This is a genomic window from Pseudomonas sp. Emmai, from assembly GCF_055179735.1.
On the sequence record NZ_CM143685.1, the window covers coordinates 4870406 to 4885477 of the forward strand.

Consider the following 15072-nt stretch of genomic DNA (forward strand, 5'->3'; position numbering starts at 1 on the left):
GGTTGATCATGACCGAGTTGGCGCGCCTGAAGTTTTATGCCACTCAGCCCCACTCTTGCAGTTATCTGCCCGAGGAGCAGGCCACTACCCTGTTTCTCGATCCTAGCCAGCCCATGGATGTGCATGTCTACGCAGACCTGTCGGAAATGGGTTTTCGTCGCAGCGGCGATCATCTCTACCGGCCTCATTGCCAGAATTGCAATGCGTGTGTGCCGGCGCGCATCCCCGTGGCGCAGTTTTCGCCCAACCGTCAGCAAAAGCGCATTTTCAAACGCAACGCCGATGTACAGGTGCGCCCGGCCAGGCCGAAGTTCAGCGAAGAGTATTTCGATCTCTATCAGCGCTACATCGAACAGCGACACGCCGACGGCGACATGTACCCGCCGAGCCGCGATCAGTTTTCGACGTTCCTGGTACGCGACCTGCCGTTTTCCCGATTCTACGAATTTCGTCTCGACGGTCGGTTGGTGGCCGTGGCCGTGACCGACTTGCTGCCCAATGGCCTGTCGGCGGTCTACACCTTCTACGAGCCCGCCGAAGACCATCGCAGCCTCGGGCGCTACGCCATCCTCTGGCAAATCGCCGAAGCCCAGCGACTGGGACTGGAAGCGGTTTACCTCGGCTACTGGATCAAAAACTGTAAAAAGATGAACTACAAGACCCAGTATCGCCCCATCGAACTGCTGATTAATCAGCGCTGGGTCATCCTGAACTAAGGCAATCTGTAAACCGCTTGGCGTAAACCCCATTTTTCGGGCACAATGCACGCCGCTTTTGCCTGGCGCAGTTGCACCGGGCCATTCATTGGATACCGAGGGCTTTACTGCATGTCGAAAGAAGACAGCTTCGAAATGGAAGGCACTGTCGTCGACACCCTGCCCAACACCATGTTTCGTGTGGAGTTGGAAAATGGGCACGTCGTAACCGCGCATATTTCCGGCAAGATGCGCAAGAACTACATTCGTATTCTTACCGGTGACAAAGTGCGCGTCGAGCTGACGCCCTATGACTTGAGCAAAGGGCGCATCACTTACCGCGCTCGTTAATCAAGTCAATACAAAACGCCCGGTTATGCCGGGCGTTTTTGTGTGCGCGGGATTTACCATCCGCCACGATTGATCGTTCTAACGCTCTGCGTGGGAAACCCTCAACGGACGCTCCGCGTTCGTCCTTTGGGACGCGGAGCGTCCCGGGCTGCGTTCCCACGCGGAGCGTGGGAACGATCAACGGCGCACAAACTGCAGACAGCAAAAAGGCGCCTTTCGGCGCCTTTTGCTTTGTTGCGGTTAACGTCAGGCCATTTCAGCCGTGGTCTCGAACTCGAAGGTCAGCTCGCCGTCCTTGAGGTCGATGTGAACCACACCACCATGGTCGGCCAGTTCGCCAAAGAGGATCTCTTCGGCCAGCGGACGCTTGATCTTGTCCTGGATCAAACGTGCCATTGGTCGAGCACCCATGGCCGAGTCGTAGCCACCCGCTGCCAGCCAGCTGCGTGCCGCGTCGGTCACTTCCAGCTGCACGCGCTTGTCTTCCAGCTGCGCCTGAAGCTCGGTAAGGAACTTGTCCACCACGCTTTTGATGACCTCATGACTGAGGCGACCAAACTGGATAATGGTGTCCAGACGGTTGCGGAACTCTGGCGTGAAGCTCTTCTTGATCACTTCCATTGCATCAGACGAGTGGTCCTGATGGGTGAAACCGATCGAAGCGCGCGCTGCGGTTTCGGCGCCGGCGTTGGTCGTCATGATGACGATTACGTTACGGAAATCCGCCTTGCGCCCGTTGTTGTCGGTGAGCGTACCGTGGTCCATGACCTGCAACAGCAGGTTGAAGACTTCCGGATGCGCCTTCTCGATTTCATCGAGCAACAGCACGCAGTGAGGCTGCTTGGTGATGGCTTCGGTCAGCAGACCGCCCTGATCGAACCCGACATAGCCTGGCGGTGCACCGATCAGACGCGATACGGTGTGGCGCTCCATGTACTCGGACATGTCGAAACGAACCAGCTCGATGCCCAGCGCCTTGGCCAACTGACGCGCCGCTTCGGTTTTACCGACACCGGTAGGACCTGCGAACAGGAACGAACCGACGGGCTTGTCTGGCGACTTGAGGCCGGCACGGGACAGTTTGATCGCAGTCGACAACGAGTCGATCGCGGCATCCTGGCCAAATACCGTCAGCTTCAGGTCACGCTCAAGGTTACGCAGCAACTCTCTATCAGAGCTGTTGACGTGCTTAGGCGGAATCCGCGCGATTTTCGCCACGATGTCCTCGACCTGAGGCACTTCGATGCGTTTCACGCGTTTTTCGATCGGTTGCAGGCGCTGGTAGGCCCCCGCTTCGTCGATGACGTCGATGGCCTTGTCCGGCATGTGCCGATCATTGATGTAGCGTGAAGCCAGTTCAGCCGCCGCACGCAACGCTTCATCGCTGTACTCGATGCCGTGGTGCGTTTCGAAACGCCCTTTCAGGCCGCGCAGGATGCTGATGGTGTCTTCGACCGAAGGCTCGGACACATCGACCTTCTGGAAGCGCCGTGCCAAGGCACGATCCTTCTCGAAGATCCCGCGGAATTCCTGGAATGTGGTCGAACCGATGCAACGGATATCGCCGGACGACAGCAACGGTTTGAGCAGGTTAGAAGCATCCATGACGCCACCGGACGCGGCACCCGCACCAATGATGGTGTGGATCTCGTCGATGAACAGAATCGCCTGCGGACGTTTTTTCAGTTCGTTGAGCAACGCCTTGAAGCGCTTCTCGAAATCGCCGCGGTATTTGGTCCCGGCCAGCAAGGCGCCGAGATCAAGGGAGTACACCACGCTATTGGCCAGCAAATCCGGCACCTGGTTGTCGACAATGCGCTTGGCCAGGCCTTCGGCAATCGCGGTTTTACCCACGCCCGCCTCACCCACCAGCAGCGGATTGTTTTTGCGGCGCCGCGCCAGGATCTGCGCGACACGCTCGACTTCCATCTCACGGCCTACCAGCGGATCGATTCGACCCTGGCGCGCAAGTTCGTTGAGGTTGCTGGCATAAGCATCCAGAGGATTGCCTGAAGAAGAAGACTCACCGCCCTCGTCGTCCTGCATATCTTGCTCACCTTCAGAGTGATCGCCGTGCCCCGGCACTTTGGAAATGCCATGGGCGATGTAGTTGACGACATCAATGCGTGCAACGCTCTGCTGTTTCAGCAGGAACACTGCCTGGCTTTCTTGCTCACTGAAAATGGCGACCAGCACGTTGGCGCCAGTCACTTCGCGTTTGCCCGAGCTCTGTACGTGAAAGACAGCACGCTGCAGAACACGCTGGAAGCCCAGGGTGGGTTGGGTCTCGCGATCCTCGTCATGGACGGGGATCAACGGCGTGGTGGAGTCGATGAACTCCTGCAGGTCATGCTTGAGTTTGTCGAGGTTTGCGCCGCAGGCACGCAAAACGGTGGCGGCAGCCTCATTGTCCAATAGGGCCAACAGGAGGTGTTCGACGGTCATGAATTCATGACGTTTCGAACGGGCCTCCTTGAAGGCTAAATTGAGGGTGACTTCGAGCTCGCGGTTTAACATAGCTTCACCTCATACCCAAGTGGTCGGCGATTAACCGTCCTTCTCGATTTCACAGAGTAGCGGATGCTGGCTTTCCCTGGCGTACTGGTTGACCTGCATGGCCTTCGTCTCGGCGATGTCGCGGGTAAACACTCCACATACTGCCCGTCCTTCTGTGTGGACGGCCAGCATGACCTTGGTCGCCAGCTCGCGATTCAGGTTAAAAAACACCTCGAGCACTTCGACGACGAAATCCATCGGTGTGTAGTCATCATTAAACAAAACCACCTTGTACATCGGCGGCGCCTGTAAAGCAGGCTTGGCCTCCTGAACAGCAATGCCTGCGGAATCGTCGTCGTGTTCCTCCGGGCGATCCTTTTGGAGAGTCGGGCGATCCTGATTGAATGTTAGTCGAATCTGGCTGATTGCATGCATGGAAAGAAAGGTTCGTCAGTTGTGCAAATACAGTGGTGGGGGCGGCTATCAACGATTTCAACTCCGACTGCCCGGTCACCTTGACTATCGGGAAAACGGTGTTACAACCAATAGAGCCCACAGTGGGTAAAAAAGGTCCGCGGAGTCAATCTTATTTGTGAGATTAGACTGCGGATGTACTGGATGATACTCCAGTGATGGAGTCTGTTGCAGAGGGATATGGGTATGTCAGGTGTCAAGGACAACGAGAAGATCAAAGGCACTGCGAAAGGTAAGGTTAAGTGGTTTAACAATGCCAAAGGTTATGGCTTCATCATCGAGGATGGCCACAGCGAAGATCTATTCGCCCATTACTCGGCTATCCAGATGGATGGTTATAAAACCCTGAAAGCCGGTCAAGCTGTCACCTTCAACATCATTCAGGGACCAAAAGGGCTGCACGCGATCAATATTGGCGCGCCTGAAGACGCTACCCCGGTCGCCGCGCCCGCCACGCAGCAGACCGTTACAGCGTAAATCTGCACACCTCATCCAGTCATAAAAAAACCGCCCGACTCAATCACTGAATCGGGCGGTTTTTGTCGTGCGTGAACTCGCTTACATATGCGAAATCAGCGCATCACCAAACGCCGAAGAAGACAGCAGCTTCGCGCCTTCCATCAAGCGGTGGAAGTCATAGGTCACGGTCTTGGCGGAAATTGCGCCATTGGTGCCCTTGATGATCAGGTCAGCCGCTTCAGTCCAGCCCATGTGACGCAGCATCATCTCCGCAGACAGGATCAAGGAACCCGGGTTGACCTGGTCCTTGCCGGCGTATTTCGGCGCAGTCCCGTGAGTCGCTTCGAACATGGCAATGGTGTCGGACAGGTTGGCACCCGGCGCGATACCGATACCGCCCACTTCGGCCGCCAGGGCGTCGGAGAGGTAGTCGCCGTTCAGGTTCAGGGTCGCGATGACATCGTACTCGGCCGGGCGCAGCAGGATCTGCTGGAGCATGGCGTCGGCGATGGCATCCTTGACGATGACGTTCTTGCCGGTTTTCGGGTTCTTGAACTGCATCCACGGACCGCCGTCGAGCAGGGTCGCGCCGAACTCTTCAGCCGCCACTTCGTAGGCCCATTCCTTGAAGGCACCTTCGGTGAACTTCATGATGTTGCCTTTGTGCACGATGGTCAGCGAATCGCGGTCGTTGTCGACCACATATTGCAGCGCCTTGCGCGCCAGACGCTTGGTGCCTTGCAGTGAAACCGGCTTGATGCCGATGCCGCAGTTTTCGTCGAAACGGATCTTGGTGACGCCCATTTCATCTTTCAGGAACTTGATGACCTTGGTCGCTTCCGGCGAACCGGCCTTCCACTCGATGCCGGCGTAGATGTCTTCCGAGTTCTCGCGGAAGATCGTCATGTCGACGTCGCCTGGCTTCTTGACCGGGCTTGGCACACCTTCGAACCAGCGCACCGGGCGCAGGCAGACGTAAAGGTCGAGCTGTTGACGCAGGGCCACGTTCAGCGAACGGATGCCGCCACCGACCGGAGTGGTCAGCGGACCCTTGATGGAAACCACGTAATCCTTGACTGCGTCCAGGGTTTCCTGAGGTAGCCAGGTGTCCTGATCGTAAACCTGAGTCGCTTTTTCCCCGGCGTAGACTTCCATCCAGGAAATTTTGCGCTCGCCGCCGTAAGCCTTCTTAACAGCAGCATCGACAACCTTGATCATGACCGGGCTGATATCAACGCCAATACCATCACCTTCGATGAAGGGGATGATCGGGTTGTTAGGAACATTGAGAGAATGGTCCGCGTTGACGGTGATTTTGTCGCCGACTGCTGGAACCTGAATCTTCTTGTATCCCATGCTGAACTCCATTGTTTGGATTGAACATCTGGCTTCGTTCGAGCGTACCCCAGTTAAATCGGCGCGCAAACCCTATGTTCCACCCATCTGCCGCAAAGCTGTGCAGTTCGCGATCTACAAGCCTGAAAGCAAAGGGAAAAGCGCCAAACTCAAGCACGGTGCAAGACTCTACGCCGCCCCCTCGCCTGCGACCTTTAGACCAATGGACGAGAATCGTTGCATATGAACCATCGGCAGATTGCCAGCTACCTATGTATAATGCCGCCGCTGACCGAAGGGTCACAAAGGCCAAGCTCTCTATTACGAGACTTTCAGCCAGATTGAAGCCGGGTTGTTACCGCAGCCCACCCGCTTGACGCTCGACTGATGCACCCAACATCACCGCGAAGAAACCTCGACATTCGGCTCATGGATGACTTTGAACGAACGCGCTTACCCGGCGCCCCTCGAGTTTTCTGCGCACGCTTTAGCAAAGAAGAGAGTTAATCCGAATATGCCCACCCGCTCGAAGATCATCTATACCTTCACCGACGAAGCCCCAGCCCTCGCCACCTATTCACTGTTGCCTATCGTAGAGGCTTTCACCGCCTCCGCTGATATCGCCGTGGAAACCCGCGATATCTCTCTTGCAGGGCGCATCCTGGCCAGCTTCCCCGAGCAATTGGGTGACAAAGCCGTAGCCGACCACCTCGCCGAACTGGGCGACCTGGCCGTTACGCCTGAAGCCAACATCATCAAGTTGCCGAACATCAGCGCCTCGGTTCCGCAGCTGCAAGCCGCCATCAAAGAACTGCAAGCCCAGGGCTTCGCTCTGCCGGACTACCCGGAAACCGTAACCACCGAGGCCGACAAAGAAGCCAAGTCGCGTTACGACAAGATCAAGGGCAGCGCCGTGAACCCGGTCCTGCGCGAAGGCAACTCCGATCGTCGCGCGCCGCTGTCGGTTAAAAACTATGCGCGCAAGCACCCGCACAAAATGGGCGCCTGGGCTGCGGACTCCAAGTCCCACGTTGCGCACATGAGCACCGGCGATTTCTACGGCAGCGAAAAAGCTGCCCTGATCGACGCCGCTGACGCCGTCAAAATCGAACTGATCGCTCAAGACGGCACCACCACCGTCCTGAAAGCAAAGACCACCGTGCAAGCCGGTGAGATCCTCGATTGCGCCGTGCTGAGCAAAAACGCCCTGCGCAGCTTCATCGCCGCCGAAATCGAAGACGCCAAAGCCAAAGGCGTGCTGCTGTCGGTTCACCTCAAAGCCACCATGATGAAGGTCTCCGACCCGATCATGTTCGGCCAGATCGTTGCTGAGTTCTATAAAGACGCACTGGCCAAGCACGCTGACGTGCTGGCGCAGATCGGCTTCAACCTGAACAACGGCATCGGCGACCTGTACGCTCGCATCAAGGCTTTGCCGGCCGAGCAGCAAGCGCAGATCGAAGCGGACATCCAGGCGGTCTACGCCGTTCGTCCGTCGTTGGCCATGGTCAACTCCGACAAAGGCATCACCAACCTGCACGTGCCGAGCGACGTGATCGTCGACGCCTCGATGCCGGCCATGATCCGTGACTCCGGCAAGATGTGGGGCACTGACGGCCAGTTGCACGACACCAAGGCTGTGATCCCGGATCGCTGCTACGCCACCATCTACCAGGCCGTCATCGAAGACTGCAAGGTCAACGGCGCTTTCGACCCAACCACCATGGGCAGCGTGCCAAACGTTGGCCTGATGGCGAAAAAAGCCGAAGAGTACGGCTCCCACGACAAGACTTTCCAGATCAAGAGCAACGGCGTGGTCCGGGTTTCCGACGGTGCTGGCCGCACCTTGCTGGAACAGTCGGTTGAAGCCGGCGACATCTTCCGCATGTGCCAGACCAAAGACGCGCCGATCCAGGACTGGGTCAAACTGGCCGTCAACCGTGCTCGCGCCAGCGCAACTCCGGCTATTTTCTGGCTGGACCCAATGCGCGCCCACGACGGCGTGGTGATCGAGAAAGTTCAGGCTTACCTGAAGGATCACGACACCGCCGGCCTGGATATCCAGATCATGGCGCCAGTCGACGCGATGAAGTTCACCCTGCAGCGCACCCGCGAAGGCAAGGACACCATCTCGGTGACCGGCAACGTACTGCGCGACTACCTGACTGACCTGTTCCCGATCATGGAACTGGGCACCAGCGCCAAGATGCTGTCGATCGTCCCGCTGATGAATGGCGGTGGTCTGTTCGAAACCGGCGCCGGCGGTTCGGCACCGAAGCACGTTCAGCAGTTGCTGGAAGAAAACTTCCTGCGCTGGGATTCCCTGGGCGAGTTCCTGGCCCTGGCCGCGTCCCTTGAGCATCTGGGTGTTACTTACAACAACCCTAAAGCGCTGGTGTTGGCCAAGACCCTGGACCAGGCCACCGGCCAGTTCCTGGACAACAACAAGTCGCCATCGCGCAAAGTCGGCAACATCGACAACCGCGGCAGCCACTTCTACCTGGCGCTGTACTGGGCTCAAGCCCTGGCCGCCCAGTCCGAAGACACTGCACTGCAAGCGCAGTTTGGCCAGCTGGCAAAAACCCTGACCGAGAACGAAGCGACCATCGTTGCCGAGCTCAACGCCGTTCAGGGCAAGCCTCGCTCCTACAGATTTTCGACCGGAGGATATTTCATGACCTGGCTACCCCACATCACCGTCGCCACCATTGTCGAAGACAATGGCCGCTTCCTGATGGTCGAAGAATCCAAGGGCGGACGAGCGGTGCTCAATCAGCCCGCCGGCCACCTTGACCCGGATGAAACCCTGATCGAAGCCGCCGTGCGCGAAACCCTCGAGGAAACCGGCTGGGACGTCGAGCCGACCGGCGTGGTGGGCATTTACCTCTACACCGCCCCGAGCAACGGCGTGACCTATCAACGGGTCTGCTTCACCGCCAAGGCCATCAAACACCACCCCGACTATCAACTGGACGACGGTATCCTCGGCGCCAAATGGCTGACCCGTGGCGAACTCATGGAACAGCGCGCAAACTGGCGCAGTGAGCTGATCATCCGCTGCATCGATGATTATCTGGACGGTAAACACTTCAGTCTCGAACTGATCCGCCCTTCTCTTTAGCCTTGCGGGCTTCGGCCTGTTAGAATCGCGTCCTTTTTCAAGACACTCATTGAATCCCTATGCGTGATCCAGCCCCTTCTGACATACAAAAGAAGCGCGTCATTGTCGGCATGTCCGGCGGCGTGGACTCTTCCGTTTCCGCTCTCCTGCTGATCGAGCAGGGTTATGAGGTGGAAGGCCTGTTCATGAAGAACTGGGAAGAAGACGATGGAACGGAATACTGCACTGCCATGGACGACCTGGCGGATGCGCAGGCCGTGTGCGACAAAATTGGCATCAAGCTGCACACCGCCAACTTCGCCGCCGAGTACTGGGACAACGTGTTCGAGCACTTCCTGGCCGAATACAAGGCCGGTCGCACGCCGAACCCGGACATCCTGTGCAACCGCGAGATCAAGTTCAAGGCGTTCCTCGACTACGCCATGATCCTCGGCGCCGACCTGATCGCCACCGGCCACTACGTACGCCGCCGCGACATCGATGGCCGCACCGAACTGCTCAAGGGCCTGGACCCGAACAAGGACCAGAGTTACTTCCTGCACGCCGTGGGCGGTGAACAGATCGCCAAGACCCTGTTCCCGGTCGGCGAGCTGGAAAAGCCCGAAGTGCGCGCGATTGCCGAGAAACACGAACTCGCCACCGCGAAGAAAAAGGATTCCACCGGGATCTGCTTTATCGGCGAACGCCGCTTCAGCGACTTTCTCAAGCAATACCTGCCGGCCCAGCCAGGCGAGATCAAGACCACCGAAGGCGAAGTCATCGGCCGTCACCACGGCTTGATGTACCACACCATCGGTCAGCGCCAGGGCCTGGGTATTGGCGGTTTGAAAGACGCCAGTGACGAGCCGTGGTATGTGCTGATCAAGGATCTGGTCAACAACGAACTGATCGTTGGCCAGGGCAATGACCACCCGTACCTGTTCTCCCGCGCCCTGCTCGCCTCGGACATCTATTGGGTCAACCCAATCGATCTGAGCGAACCGCGCCGACTGACCGCCAAAGTGCGTTATCGCCAGAGCGACCAGCCGTGCACGCTGGAGAAAACCGCCAGCGGCTACCGCGCGACCTTCGATGACCCGCAACGCGCGGTCACTCCAGGCCAATCCGTGGTGTTCTACGACGGTGAAATCTGCCTCGGCGGCGGCGTGATCGAAATCGCCGAGCCATGGACCAGTAAAGACACTGCGCAAGGCGCACAGCAATGAGCCCCACTCAGGAGCAACTGACGGCACTCGGTGGCGTGTTCCTCGCCGCAGTGCTGGTGGACAAGATCGCCAAGAGCGGCCAGACCAGCGAAGCCGGCCTGACCTGCATGCTCGGTAGCCTGCTGATCCGCGACCCCAAGGACACCCTGGAAGTCTACGGCGGCGACGACATCAATCTGCGCGAAGGCTATCGCGCCTTGATCGGCGCCCTGGAACGCGACCCGAGCACCTTGCAGCGTGAGCCGCTGCGTTATGCCCTGGCGATGCTGGGTCTTGAGCGTCAACTGGCCAAGCGCGACGACATGCTCGGCGTGATCGGCAAGCGTCTGCCGCAAATCCAGTCCCAGGTCGAACACTTCGGCCCGGCCCACGAAAACGTGATCGCCGCTTGCGGCGCGCTGTACCAGGACACCCTGAGCACCCTGCGCCAACGGATCCAGGTCCACGGCGACATGCGCAACCTGCAGCAACCGAGCAACGCCTCGAAGATCCGCGCCCTGTTGCTGGCCGGGATTCGTTCGGCGCGCCTGTGGCGACAGTTGGGCGGTCATCGCTGGCAGTTGGTGATCAGCCGTCGCAAGTTGCTCAAAGAGCTTTACCCGCTGATGCGCAGCAGCTGAACCGCGCCCGCAACACTGCTTTAGATCTGTAACGCGTAATACGCCGGTCAGTTGGCAACGGACCGGCGGATTTTTTCATGTATGATACGCGCCCCATTTCGTTGCCCGACTGTCCGAGAACACCCCATGCAGCTTTCTTCGCTCACTGCGGTTTCCCCTGTTGACGGCCGCTACGCCGGCAAAACCCAGGCCCTGCGCCCAATTTTCAGCGAATACGGCCTGATCCGTGCTCGCGTTCTGGTTGAAGTACGCTGGCTCCAGCGCCTGGCCGCTCACCCAGGCATCAGCGAAGTGCCGGCGTTCTCCGCCGAAGCCAACGCGGTGCTGAACACCCTGGCGGACAACTTCGCTCTGGAGCACGCCGAGCGTGTCAAAGAGATCGAGCGCACCACCAACCACGACGTCAAAGCCATCGAATACCTGCTCAAAGAGCAAGCGGCCAAGCTGCCGGAACTGGCCAAAGTCAGCGAGTTCATCCACTTTGCCTGCACCAGCGAGGACATCAACAACCTGTCCCACGCCCTGATGCTGCGCGAAGGCCGTGATGACGTGATGCTGCCGCTGATGCGCCAGACCGCCGAAGCCATCCGTGAACTGGCTATCCGTTTCGCCGACGTGCCGATGCTGTCGCGCACCCACGGTCAACCGGCCTCCCCGACCACTTTGGGCAAAGAGCTGGCGAACGTGGTTTACCGTCTGGAGCGTCAAATCGCCCAGGTCGCTGCCGTGCCGCTGCTGGGCAAGATCAATGGCGCTGTCGGCAACTACAACGCACACATCTCCGCCTACCCGGAAATCGACTGGGAAGAGAACGCCCGCGCCTTTATCGAAGACGAGCTGGGCCTGGGCTTCAACCCGTACACCACGCAGATCGAACCGCACGACTACATTGCCGAGCTGTTCGACGCCATCGCGCGTTTCAATACCATCCTGATCGACTTCGACCGCGACATCTGGGGCTACATCTCCCTGGGTTATTTCAAACAGCGCACCATCGCTGGCGAAATCGGTTCCTCGACCATGCCGCACAAGGTCAACCCGATCGACTTCGAAAACTCCGAAGGCAACCTGGGTATCGCCAACGCATTGTTCCAGCACCTGGCGAGCAAACTGCCGATCTCCCGCTGGCAGCGCGACCTGACCGACTCCACCGTACTGCGTAACCTCGGTGTTGGCTTCGCCCACAGCGTGATCGCGTACGAAGCCAGCCTCAAAGGCATCAGCAAGCTTGAGCTCAATGCTCAGAAAATCGCTGCTGACCTGGACGCATGCTGGGAAGTCTTGGCCGAGCCAATCCAGACCGTGATGCGCCGCTACAACATCGAAAACCCGTACGAGAAGCTGAAAGAGTTGACGCGCGGCAAGGGCATCAGCCCTGAAGCACTGCAAACTTTCATCGACGGCCTGGACATGCCAGCCGCGGCCAAGGCCGAGCTGAAATTGCTCACCCCGGCGAACTACATCGGCAACGCTGTAGAGCAAGCCAAACGCATCTGATCGACCGCTTGACCCTTTTGAGACGCCCGGCAGCGCCGGGCGTTTTTATTCCCGTCTGAAAAGTGCATTTTTTCAATAGGTTACACATGAATCCTGATATTCCCCTTCAACTTCTGGGCGGCATCACGGCGCGCGAATTCCTGCGTGACTACTGGCAGAAAAAACCGCTGCTGATCCGCCAGGCGATCCCTGATTTCGAAAGCCCGATCGATCCAGACGAACTGGCCGGCCTGGCGCTGGAAGAAGAAGTTGAATCGCGCCTGGTGATCGAGCACGGCGAGCGTCCCTGGGAAATGCGTCGCGGCCCGTTTGCCGAAGACGAATTCAGCAAGTTGCCGGAAACCGAGTGGACCCTGCTGGTGCAAGCGGTCGACCAGTTCGTGCCAGAAGTCAGCGAACTGCTGGAGAACTTCCGCTTCCTGCCGAGCTGGCGCGTCGACGACGTGATGATCAGCTTCGCCGCCCCGGGTGGCAGCGTCGGCCCGCACTTCGATAACTACGATGTGTTCCTGCTGCAAGGTCACGGCAAGCGCAACTGGAAGATCGGCCAGATGTGCGACTCCGAGAGCAAGCTGCTGCCACACGCGGACCTGCGCATCCTCGCCGACTTCGAAGCTACCGACGAGTGGGTCCTGGAGCCGGGCGACATGCTCTACCTGCCACCGCGCCTGGCCCATTGCGGCGTTGCGGTGGATGACTGCATGACCTACTCGGTCGGCTTCCGCGCCCCGAGCGCCTCTGAAGTGCTGACCCACTTCACCGACTTCCTCAGCCAGTTCCTGACCGATGAAGAGCGCTACACCGATGCTGACGCCCTGCCGGCGGTCGATCCGCACCAGATTCAGCACGACGCCCTTGATCGCTTGAAAGCGTTGCTGGCCGAGCACATGAGCGACGAACGCCTGCTGCTGACCTGGTTCGGCCAGTACATGACCGAGCCGCGCTACCCGGAACTGGTGGTCGGTCCGGAAGAAATCGAGGAAGAAGACTTCCTCGCGAGCCTGGAACAAGGCGCCGTGCTGATTCGCAACCCGAGCGCGCGCATGGCCTGGTCCGAAGTCGATGACGACCTGCTGCTGTTCGCCAGCGGCCAGAGCCGTTACCTGCCGGGCAAACTGCGCGAGCTGCTGAAATTGATCTGCGCTGCCGACGCCCTGCACACCGATAACCTCGGCGACTGGCTGAAGGACGAAGACGGCCGCGGCCTGCTGTGCGAGCTGGTCAAACAAGGCAGCCTGGGGTTTGCTGATGAATAAAATCCACGTTCGTGTCGCAGACTGGCAGAAGGACATCGCCGAGATCCGGCGCATTCGTGAGACGGTGTTCATCGCCGAGCAATCCGTTCCACCTGAGCTGGAATGGGATGCCGATGACGCGACAGCTGTGCATTTCCTCGCTTTCGAAGGCGACTTTCCGATTGGCACCGCCCGCCTGCTGCCCGATGGGCATATTGGCCGGGTCTCGGTGCTGAAGGATTGGCGCGGCTTGAAGGTTGGCGATGCGCTGATGCAAGCGGTGATCGGTGAAGCCGAAAAGCGCGGGCTGAAGCAGCAGAAGCTGAGCGCGCAGGTGCAGGCCACGGCGTTCTATGAGCGTTTGGGCTTCAGCCTGGTCAGTGAGGAGTTCCTGGAAGCCGGGATTCCGCATGTGGACATGGTTCGGCATTCGGCCTGAGACACTGCACTGATCGTTCCCACGCTCCGCGTGGGAATGCCTCTCGGGACGCTCCGCGTCCCATCGCGGCAGGTGACGCAGAGCGTCACGGGCTGCATTCCCACGCGGAGCGTGGGAACGATCACGCCCCGCCATCTTCGGATGTCGGGGCGTTTTGCTGTCCAGAATTCAACTTGCCCCACCCCGGGCCGACAAACTGGCAATATCAAGCCTTTCGAAAGCGGAGATAACGGACATGTCCCTACGCACCCTGCTCACCACGTTGCTGCTGACCTGCAGTTTTTCGGTCATGGCCGCCACCGAGATCGTGCCCCTGAACTACCGCACCAGCACCGATATGCTGCCGGTAGCGCAGAATTTTATCGGCAAGGATGGCCAGGTCAGCGCCTATGGCAACCAGCTGATTGTCAATGCCGATCAACGCAAGATCGACGAACTTAAGGCCTTGATCAGCCAACTCGACGTGGCCGCCAAACGCCTGTTGATCACAGTCGACACCAACGAAAACAACTTCCAGGGTGACCAGGGCTACTCGGTGAACGGTGCCAAACCGAACCAGACTCGGATCATCAACCGCAGCACCGACAGCCGTGACGGCGGCATTCAGCAGGTGCAGGCCAGTGAAGGCACGCCGGCGCTGATCCAGGTCGGCCAGAGCGTCCCGCTGACCAGCACGCAGACCGATACCTACGGTCGCCTGCAGAGCCAGACCGAATACCGCAACGTCACCCAAGGCTTCTACGTCACCGCCAGCGTCACCGGCGACATCGTTCATCTGGCGATCAGCACCAATCGTGACCGTATGAGCCAGGAACGTCCCGATGTAGTGAATGTGCAAAGTACCGACACAACTGTCACGGGGCGTCTGGGCGAGTGGATCACCCTGGCCGGCGTGAATCGCCAGACTCAGGCCGACAAACAGGGCCAGACCCGCAGCTACTCTACTCAGGGCCGGGATGACATGACCTTGCGGGTGAAAGTCGACACCCTGGACTAAAGCACCAAAAACTGACTGATAAGTCTTATTAGACTAAAGATGTAGTGCTTGAAAAAAAGCACTACAAAATGTTTGACGATACAAAAAAGCAAAGGCATGATGGCCTCGCTCCCGCTAATCAGGGGCCCTGGCAAGGGCCTTCGAGGCG

13 protein-coding genes and 1 pseudogene are annotated in these 15072 nt (G+C 58.8%); 11 read left to right on the forward strand and 3 right to left on the reverse strand.

All coding sequences use genetic code 11. The features are described from left to right. Window positions 1-8 precede the first annotated feature (8 nt). Window positions 9-716 carry an arginyltransferase gene (locus ACY4LX_RS22475; RefSeq protein WP_463257902.1) on the forward strand — a complete coding sequence of 236 codons (708 nt, stop codon included), beginning with the start codon at window positions 9-11 and terminating at the stop codon, window positions 714-716. Between the two features lie 111 nt (window positions 717-827). Continuing rightward, window positions 828-1046, forward strand: a complete 219-nt coding sequence (gene infA / locus ACY4LX_RS22480) for a translation initiation factor IF-1 (RefSeq protein ID WP_002553999.1) — start codon at window positions 828-830, stop codon at window positions 1044-1046. Between the two features lie 246 nt (window positions 1047-1292). On the opposite strand, the gene clpA is transcribed toward infA, so the two are convergent. Both clpA and clpS read right to left on the reverse strand, forming a co-directional pair. Further along, window positions 1293-3563: an ATP-dependent Clp protease ATP-binding subunit ClpA gene (clpA, locus tag ACY4LX_RS22485; protein WP_123508924.1), complete on the reverse strand. Its 2271-nt coding sequence runs from the start codon at window positions 3561-3563 to the stop codon at window positions 1293-1295. 30 nt (window positions 3564-3593) lie between these two features. Further along, the gene (gene clpS / locus ACY4LX_RS22490) at window positions 3594-3977 is read right to left on the reverse strand and encodes an ATP-dependent Clp protease adapter ClpS (RefSeq protein WP_020799529.1); all 384 of its coding nucleotides are present in this window, start codon (window positions 3975-3977) and stop codon (window positions 3594-3596) included. 225 nt (window positions 3978-4202) lie between these two features. On the opposite strand from clpS, the gene cspD reads away from it, so the two are divergent. Beyond that, window positions 4203-4493: a cold shock domain-containing protein CspD gene (gene cspD / locus ACY4LX_RS22495; RefSeq protein WP_149659913.1), complete on the forward strand. Its 291-nt coding sequence runs from the start codon at window positions 4203-4205 to the stop codon at window positions 4491-4493. A gap of 81 nt (window positions 4494-4574) precedes the next feature. On the opposite strand, the gene icd is transcribed toward cspD, so the two are convergent. Beyond that, on the reverse strand, window positions 4575-5831 hold the full coding sequence (icd, locus tag ACY4LX_RS22500) for an NADP-dependent isocitrate dehydrogenase (RefSeq protein WP_010458895.1): 1257 nt from the start codon (window positions 5829-5831) through the stop codon (window positions 4575-4577). A gap of 493 nt (window positions 5832-6324) precedes the next feature. Here icd and ACY4LX_RS22505 point away from each other — a divergent pair. The 8 genes and pseudogenes from ACY4LX_RS22505 to ACY4LX_RS22540 all read left to right on the forward strand — a co-directional run. Beyond that, window positions 6325-8484: pseudogene (locus ACY4LX_RS22505) on the forward strand (NADP-dependent isocitrate dehydrogenase); the annotation flags it as partial. Then, window positions 8485-8931: an NUDIX hydrolase gene (locus ACY4LX_RS22510; protein WP_463260635.1), complete on the forward strand. Its 447-nt coding sequence runs from the start codon at window positions 8485-8487 to the stop codon at window positions 8929-8931. 59 nt (window positions 8932-8990) lie between these two features. Next, complete coding sequence (mnmA, locus tag ACY4LX_RS22515; protein WP_149659916.1) at window positions 8991-10136, forward strand: tRNA 2-thiouridine(34) synthase MnmA; 1146 nt, start codon at window positions 8991-8993, stop codon at window positions 10134-10136. Then, entirely contained in the window at window positions 10133-10756 is a 624-nt protein-coding gene (gene hflD / locus ACY4LX_RS22520) for a high frequency lysogenization protein HflD (RefSeq protein WP_054053662.1), read from the forward strand. The genes mnmA and hflD overlap by 4 nt, the downstream gene beginning before the upstream one ends. Window positions 10757-10882: 126 nt before the next feature. After that, entirely contained in the window at window positions 10883-12253 is a 1371-nt protein-coding gene (purB, locus tag ACY4LX_RS22525; RefSeq protein WP_054614119.1) for an adenylosuccinate lyase, read from the forward strand. A gap of 86 nt (window positions 12254-12339) precedes the next feature. Next, window positions 12340-13509 (forward strand): ribosomal protein uL16 3-hydroxylase, encoded by a 1170-nt coding sequence (locus ACY4LX_RS22530; protein WP_149659917.1) that lies wholly within the window; start codon window positions 12340-12342, stop codon window positions 13507-13509. Beyond that, window positions 13502-13927 (forward strand): GNAT family N-acetyltransferase, encoded by a 426-nt coding sequence (locus tag ACY4LX_RS22535; RefSeq protein WP_133838672.1) that lies wholly within the window; start codon window positions 13502-13504, stop codon window positions 13925-13927. The genes ACY4LX_RS22530 and ACY4LX_RS22535 overlap by 8 nt, the downstream gene beginning before the upstream one ends. A 235-nt stretch (window positions 13928-14162) precedes the next feature. Continuing rightward, window positions 14163-14924, forward strand: a complete 762-nt coding sequence (locus tag ACY4LX_RS22540) for a secretin N-terminal domain-containing protein (protein ID WP_149659918.1) — start codon at window positions 14163-14165, stop codon at window positions 14922-14924. Window positions 14925-15072: the final 148 nt, after the last annotated feature.

Bases quoted from the DNA above. Each gene is read 5' to 3' on its own strand.
- cspD (WP_149659913.1), top strand. From the start codon at position 4,203: ATGTCAGGTGTCAAGGACAACGAGAAGATCAAAGGCACTGCGAAAGGT.
- ACY4LX_RS22540 (WP_149659918.1), top strand. From the start codon at position 14,163: ATGTCCCTACGCACCCTGCTCACCACGTTGCTGCTGACCTGCAGTTTT.
- infA (WP_002553999.1), top strand. From the start codon at position 828: ATGTCGAAAGAAGACAGCTTCGAAATGGAAGGCACTGTCGTCGACACC.
- ACY4LX_RS22535 (WP_133838672.1), top strand. From the start codon at position 13,502: ATGAATAAAATCCACGTTCGTGTCGCAGACTGGCAGAAGGACATCGCC.
- clpA (WP_123508924.1), bottom strand. From the start codon at position 3,563: ATGTTAAACCGCGAGCTCGAAGTCACCCTCAATTTAGCCTTCAAGGAG.
- mnmA (WP_149659916.1), top strand. From the start codon at position 8,991: ATGCGTGATCCAGCCCCTTCTGACATACAAAAGAAGCGCGTCATTGTC.
- ACY4LX_RS22475 (WP_463257902.1), top strand. From the start codon at position 9: ATGACCGAGTTGGCGCGCCTGAAGTTTTATGCCACTCAGCCCCACTCT.
- ACY4LX_RS22530 (WP_149659917.1), top strand. From the start codon at position 12,340: ATGAATCCTGATATTCCCCTTCAACTTCTGGGCGGCATCACGGCGCGC.
- purB (WP_054614119.1), top strand. From the start codon at position 10,883: ATGCAGCTTTCTTCGCTCACTGCGGTTTCCCCTGTTGACGGCCGCTAC.
- ACY4LX_RS22510 (WP_463260635.1), top strand. From the start codon at position 8,485: ATGACCTGGCTACCCCACATCACCGTCGCCACCATTGTCGAAGACAAT.
- hflD (WP_054053662.1), top strand. From the start codon at position 10,133: ATGAGCCCCACTCAGGAGCAACTGACGGCACTCGGTGGCGTGTTCCTC.
- icd (WP_010458895.1), bottom strand. From the start codon at position 5,831: ATGGGATACAAGAAGATTCAGGTTCCAGCAGTCGGCGACAAAATCACC.
- clpS (WP_020799529.1), bottom strand. From the start codon at position 3,977: ATGCATGCAATCAGCCAGATTCGACTAACATTCAATCAGGATCGCCCG.